17 protein-coding genes are annotated in these 18,649 nt (G+C 45.5%); 2 read left to right on the top strand and 15 right to left on the bottom strand.

The genetic code is table 11. The features are described from left to right. Positions 1-45: 45 nt before the first annotated feature. The 14 genes from NSA57_RS04415 to dapF all read right to left on the bottom strand — a co-directional run bounded on the left by NSA57_RS04415 (position 46) and on the right by dapF (position 15,730). Positions 46-1,269 (bottom strand): hypothetical protein, encoded by a 1,224-nt coding sequence (locus NSA57_RS04415; RefSeq protein WP_257464125.1) that lies wholly within the window; start codon positions 1,267-1,269, stop codon positions 46-48. Positions 1,270-1,443: 174 nt separating this feature from the next. Beyond that, positions 1,444-2,652, bottom strand: a complete 1,209-nt coding sequence (locus tag NSA57_RS04410; RefSeq protein WP_257464124.1) for an aspartate kinase — start codon at positions 2,650-2,652, stop codon at positions 1,444-1,446. Further along, entirely contained in the window at positions 2,646-3,857 is a 1,212-nt protein-coding gene (locus NSA57_RS04405; protein ID WP_257464123.1) for a cofactor-independent phosphoglycerate mutase, read from the bottom strand. The genes NSA57_RS04410 and NSA57_RS04405 overlap by 7 nt, the downstream gene beginning before the upstream one ends. Before the next feature lie 92 nt (positions 3,858-3,949). Further along, positions 3,950-5,164, bottom strand: a complete 1,215-nt coding sequence (locus tag NSA57_RS04400) for a homoserine dehydrogenase (RefSeq protein WP_022067284.1) — start codon at positions 5,162-5,164, stop codon at positions 3,950-3,952. A gap of 82 nt (positions 5,165-5,246) precedes the next feature. Beyond that, a complete protein-coding gene (locus NSA57_RS04395; RefSeq protein WP_138270079.1) occupies positions 5,247-5,699 on the bottom strand; it encodes an ACT domain-containing protein in 453 nt (150 codons plus the stop codon). 170 nt (positions 5,700-5,869) lie between these two features. Next, positions 5,870-6,989, bottom strand: a protein-coding gene (prfB, locus tag NSA57_RS04390) for a peptide chain release factor 2 (protein ID WP_390427230.1) whose coding sequence is annotated in 2 segments (ribosomal slippage) — positions 5,870-6,925 and positions 6,927-6,989 — 1,119 coding nt in all. Because the reading frame shifts where the segments join, the coding sequence is not laid out codon by codon here. Positions 6,990-7,192: 203 nt separating this feature from the next. Beyond that, positions 7,193-7,993: an MBL fold metallo-hydrolase gene (locus NSA57_RS04385; RefSeq protein WP_138270080.1), complete on the bottom strand. Its 801-nt coding sequence runs from the start codon at positions 7,991-7,993 to the stop codon at positions 7,193-7,195. Between the two features lie 151 nt (positions 7,994-8,144). After that, complete coding sequence (locus NSA57_RS04380) at positions 8,145-9,242, bottom strand: sugar kinase (protein ID WP_257464122.1); 1,098 nt, start codon at positions 9,240-9,242, stop codon at positions 8,145-8,147. 14 nt (positions 9,243-9,256) lie between these two features. Then, the gene (gene eda / locus NSA57_RS04375) at positions 9,257-9,898 is read right to left on the bottom strand and encodes a bifunctional 4-hydroxy-2-oxoglutarate aldolase/2-dehydro-3-deoxy-phosphogluconate aldolase (protein WP_257464121.1); all 642 of its coding nucleotides are present in this window, start codon (positions 9,896-9,898) and stop codon (positions 9,257-9,259) included. 19 nt (positions 9,899-9,917) lie between these two features. Beyond that, on the bottom strand, positions 9,918-10,994 hold the full coding sequence (locus NSA57_RS04370; RefSeq protein ID WP_257464120.1) for a sugar kinase: 1,077 nt from the start codon (positions 10,992-10,994) through the stop codon (positions 9,918-9,920). 19 nt (positions 10,995-11,013) lie between these two features. Continuing rightward, the gene (gene ilvD, locus NSA57_RS04365) at positions 11,014-12,756 is read right to left on the bottom strand and encodes a dihydroxy-acid dehydratase (protein ID WP_257464119.1); all 1,743 of its coding nucleotides are present in this window, start codon (positions 12,754-12,756) and stop codon (positions 11,014-11,016) included. Between the two features lie 62 nt (positions 12,757-12,818). After that, positions 12,819-13,859 carry a GntP family permease gene (locus NSA57_RS04360; protein WP_257464118.1) on the bottom strand — a complete coding sequence of 347 codons (1,041 nt, stop codon included), beginning with the start codon at positions 13,857-13,859 and terminating at the stop codon, positions 12,819-12,821. Positions 13,860-14,085: 226 nt separating this feature from the next. Then, positions 14,086-14,817, bottom strand: coding sequence for a FadR/GntR family transcriptional regulator (locus tag NSA57_RS04355; RefSeq protein ID WP_257464117.1), 732 nt, complete (start codon positions 14,815-14,817; stop codon positions 14,086-14,088). Between the two features lie 64 nt (positions 14,818-14,881). After that, positions 14,882-15,730 (bottom strand): diaminopimelate epimerase, encoded by an 849-nt coding sequence (dapF, locus tag NSA57_RS04350; protein ID WP_138270086.1) that lies wholly within the window; start codon positions 15,728-15,730, stop codon positions 14,882-14,884. Between the two features lie 258 nt (positions 15,731-15,988). On the opposite strand from dapF, the gene NSA57_RS04345 reads away from it, so the two are divergent. After that, complete coding sequence (locus NSA57_RS04345) at positions 15,989-16,882, top strand: helix-turn-helix domain-containing protein (RefSeq protein WP_138270087.1); 894 nt, start codon at positions 15,989-15,991, stop codon at positions 16,880-16,882. A gap of 1 nt (position 16,883) precedes the next feature. On the opposite strand, the gene NSA57_RS04340 is transcribed toward NSA57_RS04345, so the two are convergent. Beyond that, entirely contained in the window at positions 16,884-17,741 is an 858-nt protein-coding gene (locus NSA57_RS04340) for a MurR/RpiR family transcriptional regulator (RefSeq protein WP_138270088.1), read from the bottom strand. Between the two features lie 165 nt (positions 17,742-17,906). Between NSA57_RS04340 and NSA57_RS04335 the strand changes: the two genes are divergently transcribed. Continuing rightward, entirely contained in the window at positions 17,907-18,569 is a 663-nt protein-coding gene (locus NSA57_RS04335) for an SGNH/GDSL hydrolase family protein (RefSeq protein ID WP_257464116.1), read from the top strand. The last annotated feature ends 80 nt before the right edge of the window (positions 18,570-18,649 follow it).

The raw sequence follows: 18,649 nt of genomic DNA, 5'->3' as shown, positions 1-18,649 counted from the left end.
AGGAAAACCGCTTATCCGATCAAATCAGATAAGCGGCCAGATATACTATTCTTCGTCCATTTCGTGATGAACCGTAATACTTGCAACCTTTGTGGTACTTTCCTCCTCGTTAAACCAGAACTGTACCGAATGTTCCAGTTTCGAATCCTTATCAGGATAAATGGTAAGATAGTTGTCTTCGTCTTCGTAAAGGTATCCTCTCTCTCCGGCCTTTGCAATCAGTTCACTCTTATCAGCGCCAAGAGTAATATTCTCTGAAAGCTTCAGCGCAAGAACCTCCGGGTCATAGGAGCCAAAATCAAGTTCTGTCACAAAGCAGTTTTCAACAGAGGTTGCATTTTCTGTCAGATTATAAACGGAAAAACTCACGGTCTGGTTATCTTTCATCATATCAATAAATTCCAGGCCGACTCCCTCTACAAAGGCATCCTCTGCCACATCCTTCATTTCCCAGCCGTTATCCAGAAAGGCGGAAACAGGAGCCGGAAGCCGATAAAGATTTCCCATGAACTCTACTTCCGGATCCATAAAATCACTTCCCAGAGCTGCCGGAGTCTGATAATTTGTCACAATCTCCGGTACTTCTGTACTGACACTGCCTTTATCGAAACCTTCCGGTTCTTTAAAGTTCCTGATATCAGCCTGAAGAAGTGTATTGGTTTCTTTATAAACATAAAGCTCCACACGTTCATAGGTATCCTTCTGGTAAGTCATTTTTGTATAGAGATCTGAATCATAGGTATCGCATGGTTCTCCATATGCTGCTTTAATATCGTCCACATTGGAAACTCCCATGGAAATACCGCCCGGAAGCTTCACCGGATTGGCAGTCAGATCAATGTCACCCCAGCTCATGTCAAACTTGATGCCGGCTACCAGGCAGTCGGAAACAGCCGCCTCATTAATGCCGAAATTCATCATATCTGCATAAACGCTTGCTTCACCGTTGTTAAATGTCACCATTGTATATGATCCTGGGGGAACCATGGTATCCGGACTGTCATTTTTACTGAGCGTCCATCCAAGAACTGTAAAATCTTCATATTTCACAGGAAGCTGTATGAGATTACCTGCATATTCTGCCTGAAAACTGTAAACATCTGTACCAAGCGCTGTCTGAACCGCTGCTGTTTCCTCTGACGGAGCAGCCTCCCCGCCTGATGTTTCTTCCGCAGCCGCTTCTGTTGTCTGTTCTGCCGCCCAAGCCATTGAGGGAACACCGGCAGTCATGCATCCGGCAAGCAGAAATGCTAGATACTTTTTCCTCATAGATTGATCCTCCATTGGTCATTTTCCCCATTATATCTGAATCCAGAAGTTTTTTCCAGTATTTTTTCACAATTTTATCTGTGTTTCATGTATGTTTTTGTCCTTTATGTCAAAATATACTGTAACAGGATCGGAAGATTTTTCTTCTATGCAGATCAGACAGTTCCTGCTCTTTCAGTCTGCCAGATTAAAGGCATCGTGTACTGCATTCATTGCCCGGATGCCGTCTTTTTCATTAATGAGAACGGTCACACGAATCTCTGAAGTGGAGATCATGTTAATATTTACCCCTTCATTATACAGGCTTTCAAACATTTTTGCCGCCACGCCCGGATTGCTCATCATACCGGCTCCTACGATGGAAAGCTTTGCAACATTTCTCTCTGAATGGATTTCTTTATATCCCAGTCTTGCCTGGTGTTCTTCCAGAGTTGCCACAGCCTCATCCAGATCCTTTCCGTCCACTGTAAAGGAAATGTCCTTTGTTCCTGCACGTCCGATGGACTGCAGAATCACATCAACGTTAATATTTTTCTTTGCAAGAACATCAAAAAGCTTAAACGCCACGCCCGGCACATCTTTCAGACCAATTACTGCAATTCTCACTGCCTCTGTATCAAGGGCAACTCCACTGATCAGCATTCTCTCCACTGTTACTTCCTCCTTTACAACAGTTCCTTCACTTGTATTCAGACTTGAACGTACCACAAGAGGTACACCGTATTTTTTAGCCATTTCCACAGAACGGTTGTGAAGCACTCCCGCTCCCAGTGTTGCCAGATCAAGCATTTCATCATAGGTGATTTCTTTCAGCTTTCTTGCTGACGGCACTTTACGGGGATCAGCTGTATAAACTCCGTCCACGTCTGTATATATCTCACAGGCATCTGCATGCAGAGCTGCCGCAAGGGCAACTGCCGTGGTATCAGAGCCTCCTCTTCCCAGAGTTGTATAATCATCATATTTATCAATCCCCTGGAATCCGGTTACCACAACGATCTTACGGCTGTCCAGCTCTCTTCTGATACGCTCTGTATCAATTCGTTTCAGTCTGGCATTGCCATATACGCTTGTGGTATGCATAGCTACCTGAAAAGCATTCAGGGATACCGCCGGAACGCCCAGGCTGTCCATTGCCATGCTCATAAGAGCTACAGACATCTGTTCTCCGATAGTAAAAAGCATATCCATTTCTCTCTTTGGCGGCTTTTCACTGATATCCTGCGCCATGGCGATCAGCTCATCTGTGTACTTTCCCATTGCAGAAAGCACCACTACTACATCATTTCCATTTTTATAATCCTCGATACACCTGCGGGCAACATTAAAAATACGTTCTTTATTTGCCACCGAGGTGCCTCCGAATTTTTTTACAATTAACATAATTTTCCTCCGAAAAGATATTTCATCATATCCCAGCCGTGTTCTACTTTGATTCCGCTTTCCAGTGCTTCCTTTTCATTATAATGCCAGTTGTGGCTCCGGGGAGCTGTGCTGTCATAAAGAAGATACGGTACCGGCTCTGCCACATGTGTCCGCACCTTCACAGGCGTAGGATGATCCGGAAGGATCAGCATCCGGTAATCCTCTCCCGATGCGTCCAGTCCCTCTTTCACCAGGCGTATCAGCCTCTGATCAAGATATTCTATGGATTGGATCTTGCGTTCAACGCTTCCCTGATGCCCCATTTCATCCGGCGCTTCCACATGAATATACGCAAAATCGTAACCTTCCTCTGTCAGAGCCTTTACCGCAGCCCGGGCTTTCCCTTCATAGTTGGTATGAAGCCCGCCGTTTGCTCCTTCCACGATCCTGCAGTCCATTTCTGCTCCCGCTGCAATTCCCTTCAGAAGATCCACAGCAGAGATCATCACTCCCTTTTTGTGATAGATCTTCTCAAAAGATGTAAGGATGGGCTTTGTGCCTGCGCCCCAGAACCAGAAGCTGTTTGCCGGGTTCAGTCCCTGCTCTTTCCGTTTCCGATTCAGCGGATGAGCCTTCAGGATCTCATAGCTTTTTTTCTGCATGGACAAAAGCATTTCATCCTCCGGCAGATAATTTCCGACCCTCTGTGTCAGCACATCATGAGGCGGTGTAAGCTCCAGATTTTTTCCATTTTCCCACACAAGACAGTGACGATAGCTGGTTCCCACATAAAAACTGCAGTTTTCATTTTTCAGCTCCTGGCACACATCTCTGAGAAGAATTGCCGCGTCCTCTGTACTGATCTCTCCGGAGCTGTGATCCAGAATTCTCTGTTCCTCATAAGGAACATCCTCCTCTGTCAAAGTCACAAGATTGCAGCGATAAACCACATCGCTTTCCTTCATATCCACTCCGATGCTCAGAGCCTCCAGAGGAGATCTCCCTGTGTAATATTTCCTGGGATCATAGCCCATCACCGAGAGATTTGCCGTATCACTTCCCGGCGCCATTCCTTCAGGTATGGTGGAAACAGTTCCGATTTCGGACATTCCCGCCAGTTCATCCATACATGGGGTAACGGCGCAGGAAAGGGGTGTTCCGCCATTCAGACTTTCCATTGGCCAGTCCGCCATTCCGTCTCCCAAAACCACAACATATTTCATAATTACCTCCTCGCTGCCTGTTATTTCCAGACATTCAGGTACACTTCTGAGTACTGTCTCCCGGCTGCCCGTTGTCTCAGGTGCACTTCAGCTCAGTCTTTTACACGAATCATGGAAACCACTTTTCCATTCAGACGGGCTGCTTTTTCTTTATATTCAGCCTGCTTCATCACAGAAGTCACAAATGCAAACTCTCCCGGAAGCTTTTTCAGATTAACGATCTCGACCTTTCCGAATACTTCCTCCACCTGCTCTACAGTAGCTCCTTTTACCCGTACAAAAAATCTTCCCGCAACCTGATCCAGCTCCATCAGATGAAGCGGTCTGCTGGTCCAGTTTGTCATAATATTTCTGTGAAGATGTTTTGCCTCGTCCACAACGTCAGCCACAACAGCGCTTGCTGTTGGCAGCTTGCCTGCGCCGCTTCCATAAAACATGGCGTCGCCAAGAACATTTCCATGTACAAACACACTGTTGAATACTCCGTTGACGCTGTACAGCGGACTGTTTTTGCCCAGAAGGAACGGAGCTACCATCGCATAAAAAGAATCATTTCCTACCTTACGGCTGGTTGCCAGAAGCTTGACTGTCATTCCCAGCTCTGCCGCATACTCCATATCTTCCGGTGTAACCTTTGTAATGCCCTCCGTATAAATTTCTTCATAATTAAGGAATTTTCCATAGGCAAGTGAAGAAAGAATGGCAATTTTACGGCATGCATCATAGCCTTCCACATCCGCTGTGGGATCCGCCTCTGCATATCCCTTTTCCTGAGCCTCTTTGAGAACCGCATCAAACTCAGAGCCTTCTGTGCTCATTTTATAAAGCATATAGTTTGTTGTTCCATTGAGGATTCCGGTGATCTCATCGATCTCATCTGCTGTAAGAGAGGAATTCAGAGCACGTATAATGGGAATACCGCCTCCGCAGCTTGCCTCAAACAGGAAATTAATATCTTTTTGACGGGCAATTTCCATAAGCTCCGGACCATGTTTTGCAACAAGAGCCTTGTTAGAGGTACATACACTCTTCCCGGCCTCCAGCGCACGCTTCACAAAGGTATATGCAGGTTCAATGCCTCCCATAACCTCAACAACGATATCTACCTCCGGATCATTGGCAATGATCTCATAATCATGAACCAGAATCTCCTGAACAGGATCTCCCGGGAAGTCTCTGAGGTCCAGTACATATTTGATATTGATCTCTGCGCCGGCCCTTTTATTAATGCTCTTATGGTTTGTGTTGATAACCTCAACGACACCGCTGCCTACTGTGCCGTATCCTAATACTGCTATATTTACCATATCTTCCTCCCATATAAGTTTCTTCCGGCTGTTTTCTGCTTTTACGCTGCTTCGCAACAGCCTTTTCTGTTCGATGGTCCGGCTATTCTCCTCCCTGAAGCTTCAGATAATGAATACCTTCAGTTCTCTCAATATCCTCCACCATAGCCTCTGCATCTCCCCTTCCCGGTAGGATATCCACACTTAAAGTCAGCGTGGCCACTCCGTTAATGGGAATACTCTGGTGAATGGTAAGAATATTTCCGTGAAACTTTGCTATAGTCTGAAGAACTGCGGACAAAAGTCCGGGCTCGTCGTCCATCTGTATAATAAAGGTAATTGTTTTTCCCCTTGCCTGTTCATGAAAAGGAAAAATATCATCCTTATATTTATAAAAAGAACTGCGGCTGATCCCTGTCTGCTCTGCCGCCTCCTGAACCGTACTGACCTTTTCCGAATCAAGGAGGCGCTTTGCCTGTACTACCTTCAAAAGTACTTCAGGAACCGCCCTTTCTTTTACTACATAATATTTATTTTTTTCTGTTGTTTTTTCCATGTCCTTTCTCCTGTATGTGATAAAAAGATATCCCCCGAAGGGATGTCCGTTTCAAAAAGACACCTGTTTTCCTACGAGGGATATGTTATCACACCTGAGTACAGTCTGCAAGTATTTTTTGCAGGGCACTCATAAAGAGAGGAGCATAAGCTACTGTGAACGTTACTATATTACTCCGCTTTCTTTGACAGAGCGATCCATTTCAGATATGCATTGATAAACAGATCAATGCCTCCGTCCATCACTGCATCCACATTTCCGGTTTCTTCGTTTGTACGGTGATCCTTCACCATAGTATATGGCTGCATAACATAGGAACGGATCTGATTACCCCAGCCAATCTCCGTTACCTCTCCCCGGATACCGGAAAGCTTTTCCTCCGCCTCCTGCTGCTTCAGAAGATAGAGTTTTGCTTTCAGCATCTGCATCGCTTTATCCTTGTTCATATGCTGAGAACGCTCGTTCTGACACTGTACCACGATTCCTGTAGGAAAATGTGTGATACGGATGGCAGAAGAGGTCTTATTGATATGCTGTCCGCCGGCGCCGCTGCTTCGGTAGGTATCAATACGGATATCTTCATCATTGATCTCCACATCCAGGTCTTTTTTGATATCCGGCATAACGTCACAGGATACAAAAGAAGTCTGACGCTTACCTGCTGCATTAAACGGAGAGATCCGCACAAGACGGTGTACGCCTTTCTCGGATTTCAGATAGCCATAGGCATTCTCTCCGTTTACCTGGAAAGTAACAGATTTTACACCTGCCTCATCGCCGTCAAGATAATCAAGCACCTCCATAGTAAAACCTTTGCGGTCCACCCAGCGGCTGTACATACGGTACAGCATTCCGCACCAGTCGCAGGCCTCCGTTCCTCCTGCTCCGGCATTCAGCTTGATAATGGCGTTTTCACTGTCATACTCTCCTGAGAGAAGTGTTTTTACTCTGATGTTATCAAAATCAGTACGGAACTCATCCAGCATCTCCTGAATTTCAGGGATCAGATCCGGATCGTTTTCTTCGTACCCCATCTCGATCATAGTTTCCATATCATCCATCTGCGTCACCAGATTATGATAGGTTTCCATGTCGTCCTTCATGCTTTTTAATTCTTTCATTTTTTTCTGAGATGTTTCTGCATCATCCCAGAAATCCGGCGCTTCCATCTCGCGCTCTAATTCTTCAACCCGCTTTTCTTTATTAGCCAGGTCAAAGTGAATCCCTCACTTCCACTAATGGTTCTGTGTATGTTGCAAGAATACTCTTGAACTGATCTAACTCAACCACAGCTTCACCTTCTTTCTTTATATTTGTCAAGACAGTGCCGGTTCCGAAAAACCGGTACGTATCAAGTGTTCCTAGCATACCATATCCTGCCCCAAACTTCAAGAGAAGCCGGAAATGACAGTCTTTATATTTCCTGCCTGCTGACCTTAATTCCGCAGGGACCGGCGGAATGTTCCTGTTGCTGCGATCTGCAGATCAATGGTCTACAGATCAATGGTTTCCAGATCCTCCGGAACAAAAATATTTCCCCGGAAGTATTTTTTTCCTTCAGCAGTGTACAGTTCCTTTCTTCTGGAAATATTTTTATCCTCTGTGTGGTACAGAATAAGATTTTTCACCCTCAGACTTTCTGCCAGCTCACAAGCATCTTTCGCCGTGGAGTGATGCTTTTCATAAGGATGAAACTCCTCTGCCTGGTCATAAAGACAAAAAGCCTCATGAAGGAGCCATTTGCTGTTTTCTGCATAGTTTCTTTCACACTCATTGTAGGGCTCGTCCCCACAGCAGGTAAGCTTTTCTCCATCTCCCATATCCATGCAGAATCCGTACTGCTTCGCTTTGGTGGAGCCAATATCAAAAAAAGTCACCTTTTTCCCTATAAGAGTGCGCTCTTCCCCGTCTCCGACCACTTCCATATGCAGCCTGTTCCCTATAAAACACGTCTCTTTTCCGGAAAGAAGCCTGTCTGCCATTTCTTTCAGAATCGCTATTACCTCGTCATGTCCGTAGATCCATGCCTCACCCTGATACTGCCCCTGGCGCATATACTGACAGATCATGCGGATCATCCACACAATTCCCATAAGATGATCCACATGCTTATGGGTTACGAAAATCTCTCTCATATCCATCCAGTCAAATCCGGCATGCTTCAGCTGAGCCAGCAGAGTATTTCCTCCGCCGCCATCCACAAGCAGATGTTTTTTTCCATTCTGAACAACAAAACAGGTATTGTAACACTCTGTCACAAGTGCGTTGCCTGTACCAAGCATTGTAAGCTTCATGAGCTCTCCTCCGTTTCTCTGTAATCTTCCCATATACCGGATGATAATTATGTATATTTTAACATGGACCCTGAAAATCTTCAACGAAAAACGCCGGTTTCTGCTCTGAAGAAACCGGCGCTCTGCAGCACTTGTTTTTTATTGTTTTGTCTTATCGTTTTACCCTGGCTCCTGCGCCGCCCATAACTGCTTCCACTTCTTTTTTATTTACCATAGTGGTATCGCCCGGTGTTGTCATTGCCAGGGCTCCGTGAGCAGCACCGTAATTCACCGCAGTTTCTGCATTTCCTGTAGTCATAAGACCGTAGATCAGTCCGGAAGCAAAGGAATCACCGCCGCCTACACGGTCCATGATCTCCAGTCCCTTATATTCTCTGGACTGATAAATCTGTCCGTCTGCCCAGCAGATGGCGCTCCAGTCGTTGACGGTAGCTGTTTTTACCTCACGAAGTGTAGTTGCCACTGCCTTGAAGTTTGGATAAATTTCTGCCGCATGATTGATCATCTTACGGTAACCGTCCAGATTCAGTTCTTTCAGCTCCGCGTCATTGCCCTCTACCTCAAGTCCGAGACATGCGGTAAAGTCCTCCTCGTTACCGATCATTACGTCCACATATTTTGCAATTTCACGGTTGACCTCCCTGGCTTTTTCCAGACCGCCGATGGCGCTCCACATAGAAGGACGGTAATTCAGATCATAAGAAACAATGGTGCCGTATTTTTTTGCAGTCTTGATAGCTGCCAGAACAGTTTCACAGGACTGTTCAGACAGTGCTGCGTAAATACCACCTGTATGCAGCCAGCGTACGCCCAGCTCACCGAAAATATACTCAAAATCAAAATCCTCAGGTGTTGCCTTGGAAATAGCTGTGTTGGCACGGTCAGAGCAGCCGATGGCTCCACGGATACCAAAGCCTCTTTCTGTAAAGTTCAGACCGTTGCGGCAGGTTCTTCCGATCCCGTCTGTTTCCATCCATTTAATAAGAGAAGTATCAACACCACCCTGCAGAATAAAATCTTCCATAAGCATTCCCACTTCGTTGTCTGCAAATGCTGTGATCACTGCTGTTTTGAGACCGAAGCAGCGGCGCAGGCCACGGACAACATTATACTCTCCGCCGCCTTCCCATGCGCGGAAGCTTCTTGCTGTGCGAATTCTTCCCTCGCCCGGATCCAGTCTCAGCATAACCTCTCCCAGAGATACTGCGTCAAATGTACATTCTTCTTTTGGTCTTAAATTCAGGTTCATCTTCTCTTCCTCCATTATGATCTGCGTGCCGCTGCCGCAAGTTCTGTTGCTTCTCTTGTCATTTCTGTGATTTTGTCAAATTCTTTGTTTTTGATCATATCGCCTTTTACCATCCAGCTCCCGCCGCAGCAGAGAATCTTGGAAAATCCAAGATAGTCTGTCAGGTTCTTTGCATTTATCCCACCGGTAGGCATGAACTTCAGCATGGTATAAGGAGCTGCCATAGCTTTCAGCATGGCAAGTCCTCCGGCCTGCTCCGCCGGGAAGAATTTTACCACCTTCAGCCCACGTTTTACTGCCTGCGCCACCTCGGAAGGAGAAACGCATCCGGGAAAAACAGGAATATTTTTTTCCATACAGTAATCTACAATCTCCGGATCAAAGCCTGGGCTTACAATAAATTTTGCGCCTGCTGCCACTGCCCGGTCCACCTGCTCTGTGGTCAGAACAGTTCCTGCGCCAACCAGCATATCCGGGTATTTTTCGCTCATAATACGAATGGATTCTTCTGCCGCCTCTGTGCGGAAGGTCACCTCTGCACAGGGAAGTCCGCCTTTTATCAGGGCTTCTGCCAGAGGAGCCGCATCGTCTGCATCATCAAGAACGACTACCGGAACTACTGCATATTCATAAAACTGCTCTTCAAGTGTTTTCATTATTATCCATTCCTTTCTGCTATCTTTTTATATCAAAACTCATATCCATAAGACTTCGGATGGTATCCACATCATCCGTAATGTTTCCATCTCCATGAATGGTATGTTTAATGGCGCTGCTGGCAACTGCAAAATTCACCATATCCAGCGGTTCATATCCTTTCATCATAGCGTAGATCAGTCCACTGGCAAAAGCATCGCCCCCGCCTACACGGTCCAGGATCTGAAACGTAAACAGCCTGCTTTCATAAGTATGTCCCTGATACCACATATAAGCCTTTAAGCTGTTTTCACTTCCCGTATGGGCATAGCGCACATGACGGGCAATACATTTCAGATTGGGATATCTGCGGACAAATTCCTCAAAAATCTTTTCCTGCTGCTGAAAATCCGGCTGCATGGGCAGACCGTCCTTCACATCCCCCTGACTGTGATCTGTCTCATCTTTCCAGAGATGGTAGGGTTCAATTCCCAGAAGAACATCCACATAAGGCAGACACTGAGTACAAAAATCTCTTGCCTCTTCCCATGTCCACAGAGTACTTCTGAAATTCCCGTCAAAGCTCACTGTCAGTCCTTTTTTACGGGCAATTTTCAGACAGGTAAGGATCATTTCCCGGCAGCTTTTGCCAAGAGCCGGAGTAATCCCGCTTAAATGCAGCCATGTATACCCTTCCAGAAGTCTTTCAAAATCATAATGACTGAAATCATATTCTGTAATGGCACTGTGCTTTCTGTCGTAGGTAACCTTGCTTGCCCGGATCCCGTACCCAGTTTCCAGGTAATAGCAGCCCATACGGTGAGTGGGCGTCTCCTCAGGTGTACTGAAGATCACCGGAGCACAGTGCACATCATTGCTTCTCAGCATCCGGACAGCGCTTTTTCCCAGGCTGTTATTGGGAACAACGGTAAAAAAAGTGCTGTCTATGCCAAGGTTCGCAAGCGCCAGCGCAATGTTTGCTTCACTTCCGCCGTAGCTTGCCTCAAAACTGGAGGCCATTCGGATTTTTTCATGGTTGGGAGGGGTCAGGCGAAGCATGATCTCTCCTATGGTAATGAATATGTGCGTATTTTGACCAGAATTTTTTACTTCCATAATTGCCTCCTGTAAAAATCTATTCCAGATAAGCGCCCTTCATGGGGCTTACCGCATGCTGACTGAATAAACGAAGCACGCCTTTTTTGTATTTGGGTTCACGGGGCTGCCAGTTTTTGCGGCGTTCTTCCAGAATCTCATCAATTTCTTCCATAGATCTGCGCTGACCTTTGACTCCGATAATGTTCAGCTTACGGGCCGGAACATCAATCTCGATCAGATCTCCTTCCTCTACCAGAGCAATGGGACCGCCTTCAACAGCCTCAGGGCTGCAGTGTCCAATAACCAGTCCTGTGGATGCCCCGGAAAAGCGACCGTCTGTGATCAGGGCAATGCTTCTTCCAAGTTCTTTATCGCTGCTGATCGCCTCAGAGGTATAAAACATCTCCGGCATTCCGCTTCCTTTCGGACCCTCGTAGCGGATAAATACTGCATCGCCTTTCTGTACCCTGTGATGAAGCACTGCATCCAAACACTCTTCCTCACTGTCAAAGGGTCTTGCGTTCAGAACTGCCCGGAACATTTCCTTTGGACATGCAGTGTGCTTGATCACTGCTCCCTCCGGAGCCAGATTTCCTCTGAGAACGGCAATGCTTCCGTCCGTTCCGATGGCATTATCATAAGAACGGATAATATCCTCTCTGGTAAGATTTACATTGTAGCGTCTGTTAAATTCGTGAAGCCATCTCTCACATTTTTCATAGAAACCGTTTCTTCGGAGTTCCTCCAGGTTTTCACCAAGGGTTTTGCCTGTAACAGTCATAACGTCCAGATGCAGATGCTCCTTAATTTCTTCCATAATTGCAGGAACACCTCCTGCATAGTAGAAGCACTCTGCCGGCCACCGACCGGCCGGACGTACATCCAGAAGATAACGGGCATTTCTGTGCAGCCGGTCAAAGGTATCTCCTGTGATCTCAATGCCAAACTCATGGGCAATGGCCGGAATATGAAGAAGGCAGTTGGTGCTTCCGGATACAGCCGCATGAACCAGAATGGCATTTTCAAAACTTTTTTCTGTGACGATCTCGCTTGGACGCATCCCCGGCATAGTTGCAAGCTTTACTGCCTGCTCTCCTGCCTGCCTTGCATATTCCAGAAGATCAGGACTTGTTGCAGGCATCAGAGCACTTCCCGGAAGAGCAAGTCCCAAAGCCTCTGCCATAATCTGCATGGTGGACGCAGTTCCGATAAAAGAACATGCGCCGCAGCTTGGACAGGCGTTGCACTTGGCCCACTCCAGCTTTTCCTCATCAATTTCTCCCCGTTCATATTTTGCGCTGTACATGCCAAGCTGCTCCAGAGTAAGCATCTCCGGTCCGGCATTCATGGTTCCGCCCGGAACCACTACCGACGGTACATCTGCTCTTGCCAGACCCATCAGATTTCCCGGCATCCCCTTGTCACAGCTTGCCAGATAAACGCCTGCATCGAAAGGAGTTGCATTCGCATGAATTTCAATCATATTGGCGATCATTTCCCGACTTGCCAGACTATAATTGATTCCGTCTGTTCCCTGGCTTTCTCCGTCGCAGATATCAGTACAGAAATAACGTGCGCCATGACCTCCGGCCTTTTCAATTCCTTTACGGACTTCCTCCACCAGAATATTCAGATGTCCGCTTCCCGGATGGCTGTCTCCAAAAGTACTTTCAATAATCACCTGGGGCTTGGAAAGATCTTCCGGCTTCCAGCCTGTTCCAATACGAAGAGGATCCAGCTCAGGAGCTATTTTTCTCATTTCCTGACTTACTAATTTCATCACAATCTTCCTTTCTTTTTCCCTGACAGAAAATCTGTGTTCAAACAGTTTCCGTCACTTTATTATGCAAACATAGAAATAATCAACGCTACGATAAATCCGGTCACACCTACCAGGGTTTCCATAATAGTCCATGTTTTCAGGGTTGTCTTTTCATCCATTCCCACCAGCGATTTTACCAGCCAGAAACCGGAATCATTAAAGTGGGAGCAGACAGTTGCACCTCCTGCTACTGCCGCTGTAGTACATGCAAGATACAGCGGGGAAAGCTCTGCAATTCCCGGAAGGGCTGCTACGATCCCTGCTGCCATTGTCATGGCAACTGTAGAAGAACCAACGCTGATCCTTACAAGAGCCGCTACCACAAAGGCTACTACTACGATCGGAAGGTTTGCAGAAGAAACTGCGTCTCCGATTACTTCGCCAAGTCCGGAATACTGCAGCATATAGCGGAGCACACCGCCGCAGGCAGTTACCAGAAGGATAAGACCTGTAGGCTCCAGAGATTTTGTCATAACCTTTTCCAGCTCTTCAGTTGTATAGCCGTGTCTGATTCCAAGAATAAACATTGCTGCCACTGTTGCGATCAGAAGGGCTACAAACGGCTCTCCCAGAAAAGAGAACACCGGTGCCAGCGCGCTGAGCGCCGGAACAACTCCACAGACAGAGTCCATAATAATCAGTACAAGAGGAATCAGAATGATTCCGACAATAGTCCAGAAATTCGGCAGCTTTGATTCATCAATATCGTTCTGCTCTGCCACATGTTCCGGAACAGGGATCATATATTTCTTTCCGCAAATGGAACCCCACACAGGACCTGCTACGATCATTGCAAAAACTCCGCAGAAAATGCCTACTATAATAACCCATCCAAGGTCTACGTTCAGCATGGTTGCCACCAGGACCGGCCCCGGTGTAGGCGGAATAAAGGCATGACCAACTGCAAGTCCGGCAATAAGGCCTATGGAGATCGCGCCAATGAGAATGGCTACCATTGCCTGGATTTTAAACTTAATGATGAGTACGAGTAAAATTACCAGTCCAATCAGTGCCGCTGCAACCAGCCGTACAGGGTTCAGTGCAGTACCTTCTATAGACATAAATAAAATCCTCCTTTGTTGATATAACGCATTTTTCTCGCTCAACATCTGACGTCTTATGTTGTTTGCCCTCATTATAGGATTCCCCATTTTTCCCGTCAATATATGTGATGTATTTAAATTCTTTTCTGTTTTTTACACAAAAAAAGCGATTATTTCCAAGAATAATCGCTTTGTTTTTTGTACATTATGTCCATATACTTTTTTAAGTCGTCTTTCCGTCCTTTTAAACGTCAGATGTTTTTTCCATATCCTTACTGTTCCGCTCACAGATGATCTTCATGATCGTCTGCCGGTTATAGGTCAGATGAGTGATCATTGCGCATCTGGCCCCTACAGAATCCCGGGCAAGAATCGCTTCCGTAATGGCTCTGTGGGTACGGATTGTTTCATCTCTCAAAAGTCTGTGTGTAACATTCGCAAAGGTAAGCACTGCTGTATGAATCACCGGAAGAAGAAGCTCCACTACCTGATTTTTGCTGCATTTAGCAATAAAAGTATGAAATTCAATATCCTTTTTTATGTGGTTATGCCCGCCCAGATACAATTCTTCCGTCTCATCACAGAGCTTTTTCAGCTGAAGGAGGTCCTCTTCTGAGGCGTTTTTGCAGGCAATAGAGGCAATTTCCGGCTCAATCATGAGTCTTACCTCAAACAACTGCAATGCCAGCTCATATTTGTCTTCTATTTTCCCAAATCCTAAAGGATCCTCCGCCAGAGAATTGGTGTTGATCACATAGGTTCCGGAGCCTCTGCGCACCTCCAGGATCCCTCTGGATACAAGTCCTTTTACTGCTTCCCGGACAGTACTCCGTCCCACACCGAATTTCTCTGCCAGCTCAAATTCATTGGGAATTTTCTGTCCTGGTTTTATAGGTTCCTGAAGGATGTATTTCATCAACTCATCCTCTGTCTGAGCGCCTAATGATTTTCTGTTCTTTTTCTCATAGTGATACATTGTTTCTCCAATCCCTTATACATATCTTTCATCTGTTTGTCTGATAACAGTATAGCATAAACGATCAGGAGAAAAAACTCTCCGCAACCCTCATGTCAGCAATATATCCAACACTTCCGGTCATATAAATGTCCCCGTTATCAGTAATATCGATCTGGATCATTCCGCCGGGCTGGTTCACATTCACACGACTCTCCACCATCCCCAGACGATAGGCAGTCACTGCTGCGGCACAGCTTCCGGTACCGGAGGCTTTTGTATAACCGGAACCTCTTTCCCATATCTCAATATCCAGATTTCCTGTGTCAATCTTACGGCAGATCTGGAGATTCATTCTTTCCGGAAATTCGTCTGCATTTTCCACATAAGGACCCAGATCCTTTACCAAATCCTTGCTGACCTTATCCATAAAGATAATGCAGTGAGGATTTCCTACTGTCAGACAGGTTGCTTTATAATCCTTTCCATGGAAAGAGAAATCCTCATTGATAACTTCACGAACCTCTCCTGTTACAGGAATTTCCTTTGACAAAAAGGAGGCCTTCCCCATGTTCACACGAAATTCTGTCGCGCGGCTGTTCAGACATTCTACCTCGATGGGACCGGCCAAAGTTTCAATGGAAAACTTCTTTTCTTTTACATATCCCTGATCCATAAGATATTTTGCAAAAATCCTTACGCCGTTTCCACTGATCGCAGCCTCGCTTCCGTCTGCATTAAAAATATGCACGCCTGTTTTGCCATTGATTTCTACAGGTCCGTACAAAACACCGTCTGCCCCCAGACCAAATCCTCTCTGACACATCAGGGCAATCTTTTTCCCCTGAAGCTGTACACGATTTTTATTAGGATCCAGAACCAGATAATCATTGCCAAGTCCCTGATATTTCACCATTGTAATGCAGCCTGCCATCTTAAAACCCTCCATTGAATCTTATGTTCACCTTTATTCTGTTATTATTATATCTGATATTTTTTTCTATGTATATAGGATAAAATGCCTGTTGCATTGCAAAAACTGCTTTTATATTCCTGCCCCCTGCCCCTGTCAGTGTGATTGATGCTTACTACCTTCACAGTAACTCAGTCTGATCCTCATCTGGTTTTTTCTCTTGCAGTCATTCTTCATCTGCGATAAACTGACTGTAAATAACACCAGGAGCTGAAATATATGAAAACCTCTTCATACCATCCGGATACCCTTCCCGTTTCCCGGGACTCAGAGCAGGAAAGCAGTTATTCCATACCTGTCCAGAAAGAAAAAACAGGATATTTAAAAGAGGATTTCCGGTTGTTTCATATTAAAGACCAAACTGAAAAAGAATATTTTTACCATTATCATGATTTTCATAAAATCATTGTTTTTCTCTCCGGAAAAGTCACCTATCATATAGAAGGAAAAGCATATCATCTGAAGCCCTGGGATATTATCCTTGTAAGCCGGGGGGCTATTCATATGCCTGAAATTGATTTTTCCGTTCCCTATGAACGTTTTATCTTGTGGATCAGAGACGATCTTCAGACATCCGAACTGAATACCTGCTTTCAGAAAGCAAATGACCGCAGCTTCAGCCTGATCCGTCTGGACACCCGGCTTATGGAGCAGATAAAATCCATTCTCTATGAACTGGAAACTGCGATCTCCGGCACTCAATTCGGAGATCAGCTTCTGAAACAGGCTCTTTTCACTGAGTTCATGGTTCATGTAAACCGCATTTTTCTGCAAAAACAGTACATTACTGATCAGAGATCCTATTCCTCTGATTCCCATGTGGAACAGCTTGTGGCATATATCAACCAGAATCTTGAGCAGGATCTTTCCATTGACGCTCTGGCAGCCCGGTTCTTTTTCAGCAAATATCATATGATGCGGAAATTCAAAGAAGAAACCGGCTGCACCATCCACAGCTATGTTACAAGCAAACGGCTTCTCCTTGCCCGTTCCCTCATCGCCCGGGGAACACCTGTTATGAAAGCCGCTCTTCAGAGCGGCTTCAGGGATTACACCACTTTTTCCCGGGCCTATAAAAAGCAGTTCCGCCAGCCTCCTGCCCGGAATCAGTAGCCTATAACAGCTTGCGTGAAATAGCCTGGGAAGTTGCATCTCTTGCTGCTGAATTTTCATCTGTATTCTGGCTGCAGTATGCATTAAATAAGCAGTCGATCAAAAACATCTGACCGATTTTTGCCGCTATGGAGCCGGACTGCAGAGGATTTTCATTATAGCCGCAGATAAGAGAAACGTTTGCATAACTGGCAGCCAGTGATTTACGAAAATGCGTAATAAGAACAATGGGAATATGGCGTTCTTTTGCCAGATCCAGTACTTCCTGCATATCTCTGGTAGAACCGGAATAAGAGAAAAACAAAATCACATCTCCGGGAGTGAGAAGCGCAGTCGCAATGGTCTGCATATGGGAATCCTCAATATGAATAAACTTTGGAGTTACTGTTGCAAACAGCGCCCAGGCTTCCTTTGCAGTTACCATACTTCCCCCCTGTCCAAAACAATACACATGTCTTGCCTGCACAAGCAGATCCACTGCCAGTTTCAGAGAAAGAGTATCCAGTTGAAAAATCGTCTCATTAATAGACGAAAGATAAGAGTCTCTCAGGTTACGGCACATCTTTTCCAGAGACCCACTGTCGCTGACAGCCAGAAGCGCATCTTCAGAATCAGCGGCCGTATTCGCCCGTTCTGATTTTGCAAGAGCCAGTTTCAGCTCATGATATCCATTTAATCCCAGCATACGGCAAAACCGGGTAATAGTCGCTTCCGATACACCGGAATTTTCAGCCAGCGACGTAATAGATAAATATTGAGTTTCTGCAGTATTAGACAAAATATAATTTGCCAGCTTCTTTCCGGAACGGGTCATAGAATTATACTGTTCTGTCATTGCGTCTAAAATAGAATCCGTCATGAGTCTGCCTCCTGATTTCTTTATAATAAATCTCCAAAACCTTATTTTCCTAACAAAAAGTATAATATAAATTATTTTCCTCCGCAACTGATAAAGAAAAGTATTTTCAGAAATCATAAAATTAATTATAATATTGATAAAACAATATTATTGGAGGGTATGACTATGAAAAAACATGTAGTTTGTTTTGGTGATTCCAACACTCACGGCTATTGTGCCAAAACCGGAGGACGATTTGATGAAAACCAGCGCTGGACCTGTCTTCTGCAAAAAAAGCTGGGAGACCAGTGGCTGATCCTGGAAGAAGGTTTAAGCGGCCGTACTACCACCTTTGACGATCCGATCCACGAGGCGCTCAGCGGTCTGGACTATATTTATCCATGCCTTATGAGCCATGAGCCTGTAGATCTGCTGATCATTATGCTTGGTACAAATGATACCAAAGAACGTTTCGGCGCTTCTGCCGAATGTATTGCGCTTGGCCTGAAGCGTCTGATCTCCAAAGCAGTTTCCACAACTGACTGCTGGAAAAACGGCAGGCCTTCTATCCTCATTGTAACGCCTCAGAATATTGACAAACGCTATGAAACTTCCGAGGTAGGAGGAACCATGGGAAAAGGCTGCGCAGAAAAATCTCAGAAGCTTGCGGAAGAATACAAAAAGATCGCAGATTTGACGGGCTGTGCATATCTGGATGCAAACCAGGTGGTTACTGCTGAACCAAATAATGTGGATTTCATGCACCTTACAGAGGAAGGGCACCGACAGCTTGCAGAAGCTCTTTCAGAGATCATCCCTGAAATTTTGTCCTGTGATACTACGCTGTAAATGAAAATTTTTAATTTTTTTACGGAAAATGAAAATTTTTATAATAGTTTTCGCAATATCTATTGACAAAATGACGAAAG

The organism is Blautia caecimuris (genome assembly GCF_024622975.1).
Taxonomy (GTDB): Bacteria; Bacillota; Clostridia; order Lachnospirales; family Lachnospiraceae; genus Blautia_A; species Blautia_A caecimuris.
Note: the sequence above shows the minus strand (reverse complement) of the source record. Positions and strands in the feature narration are given on the sequence as shown.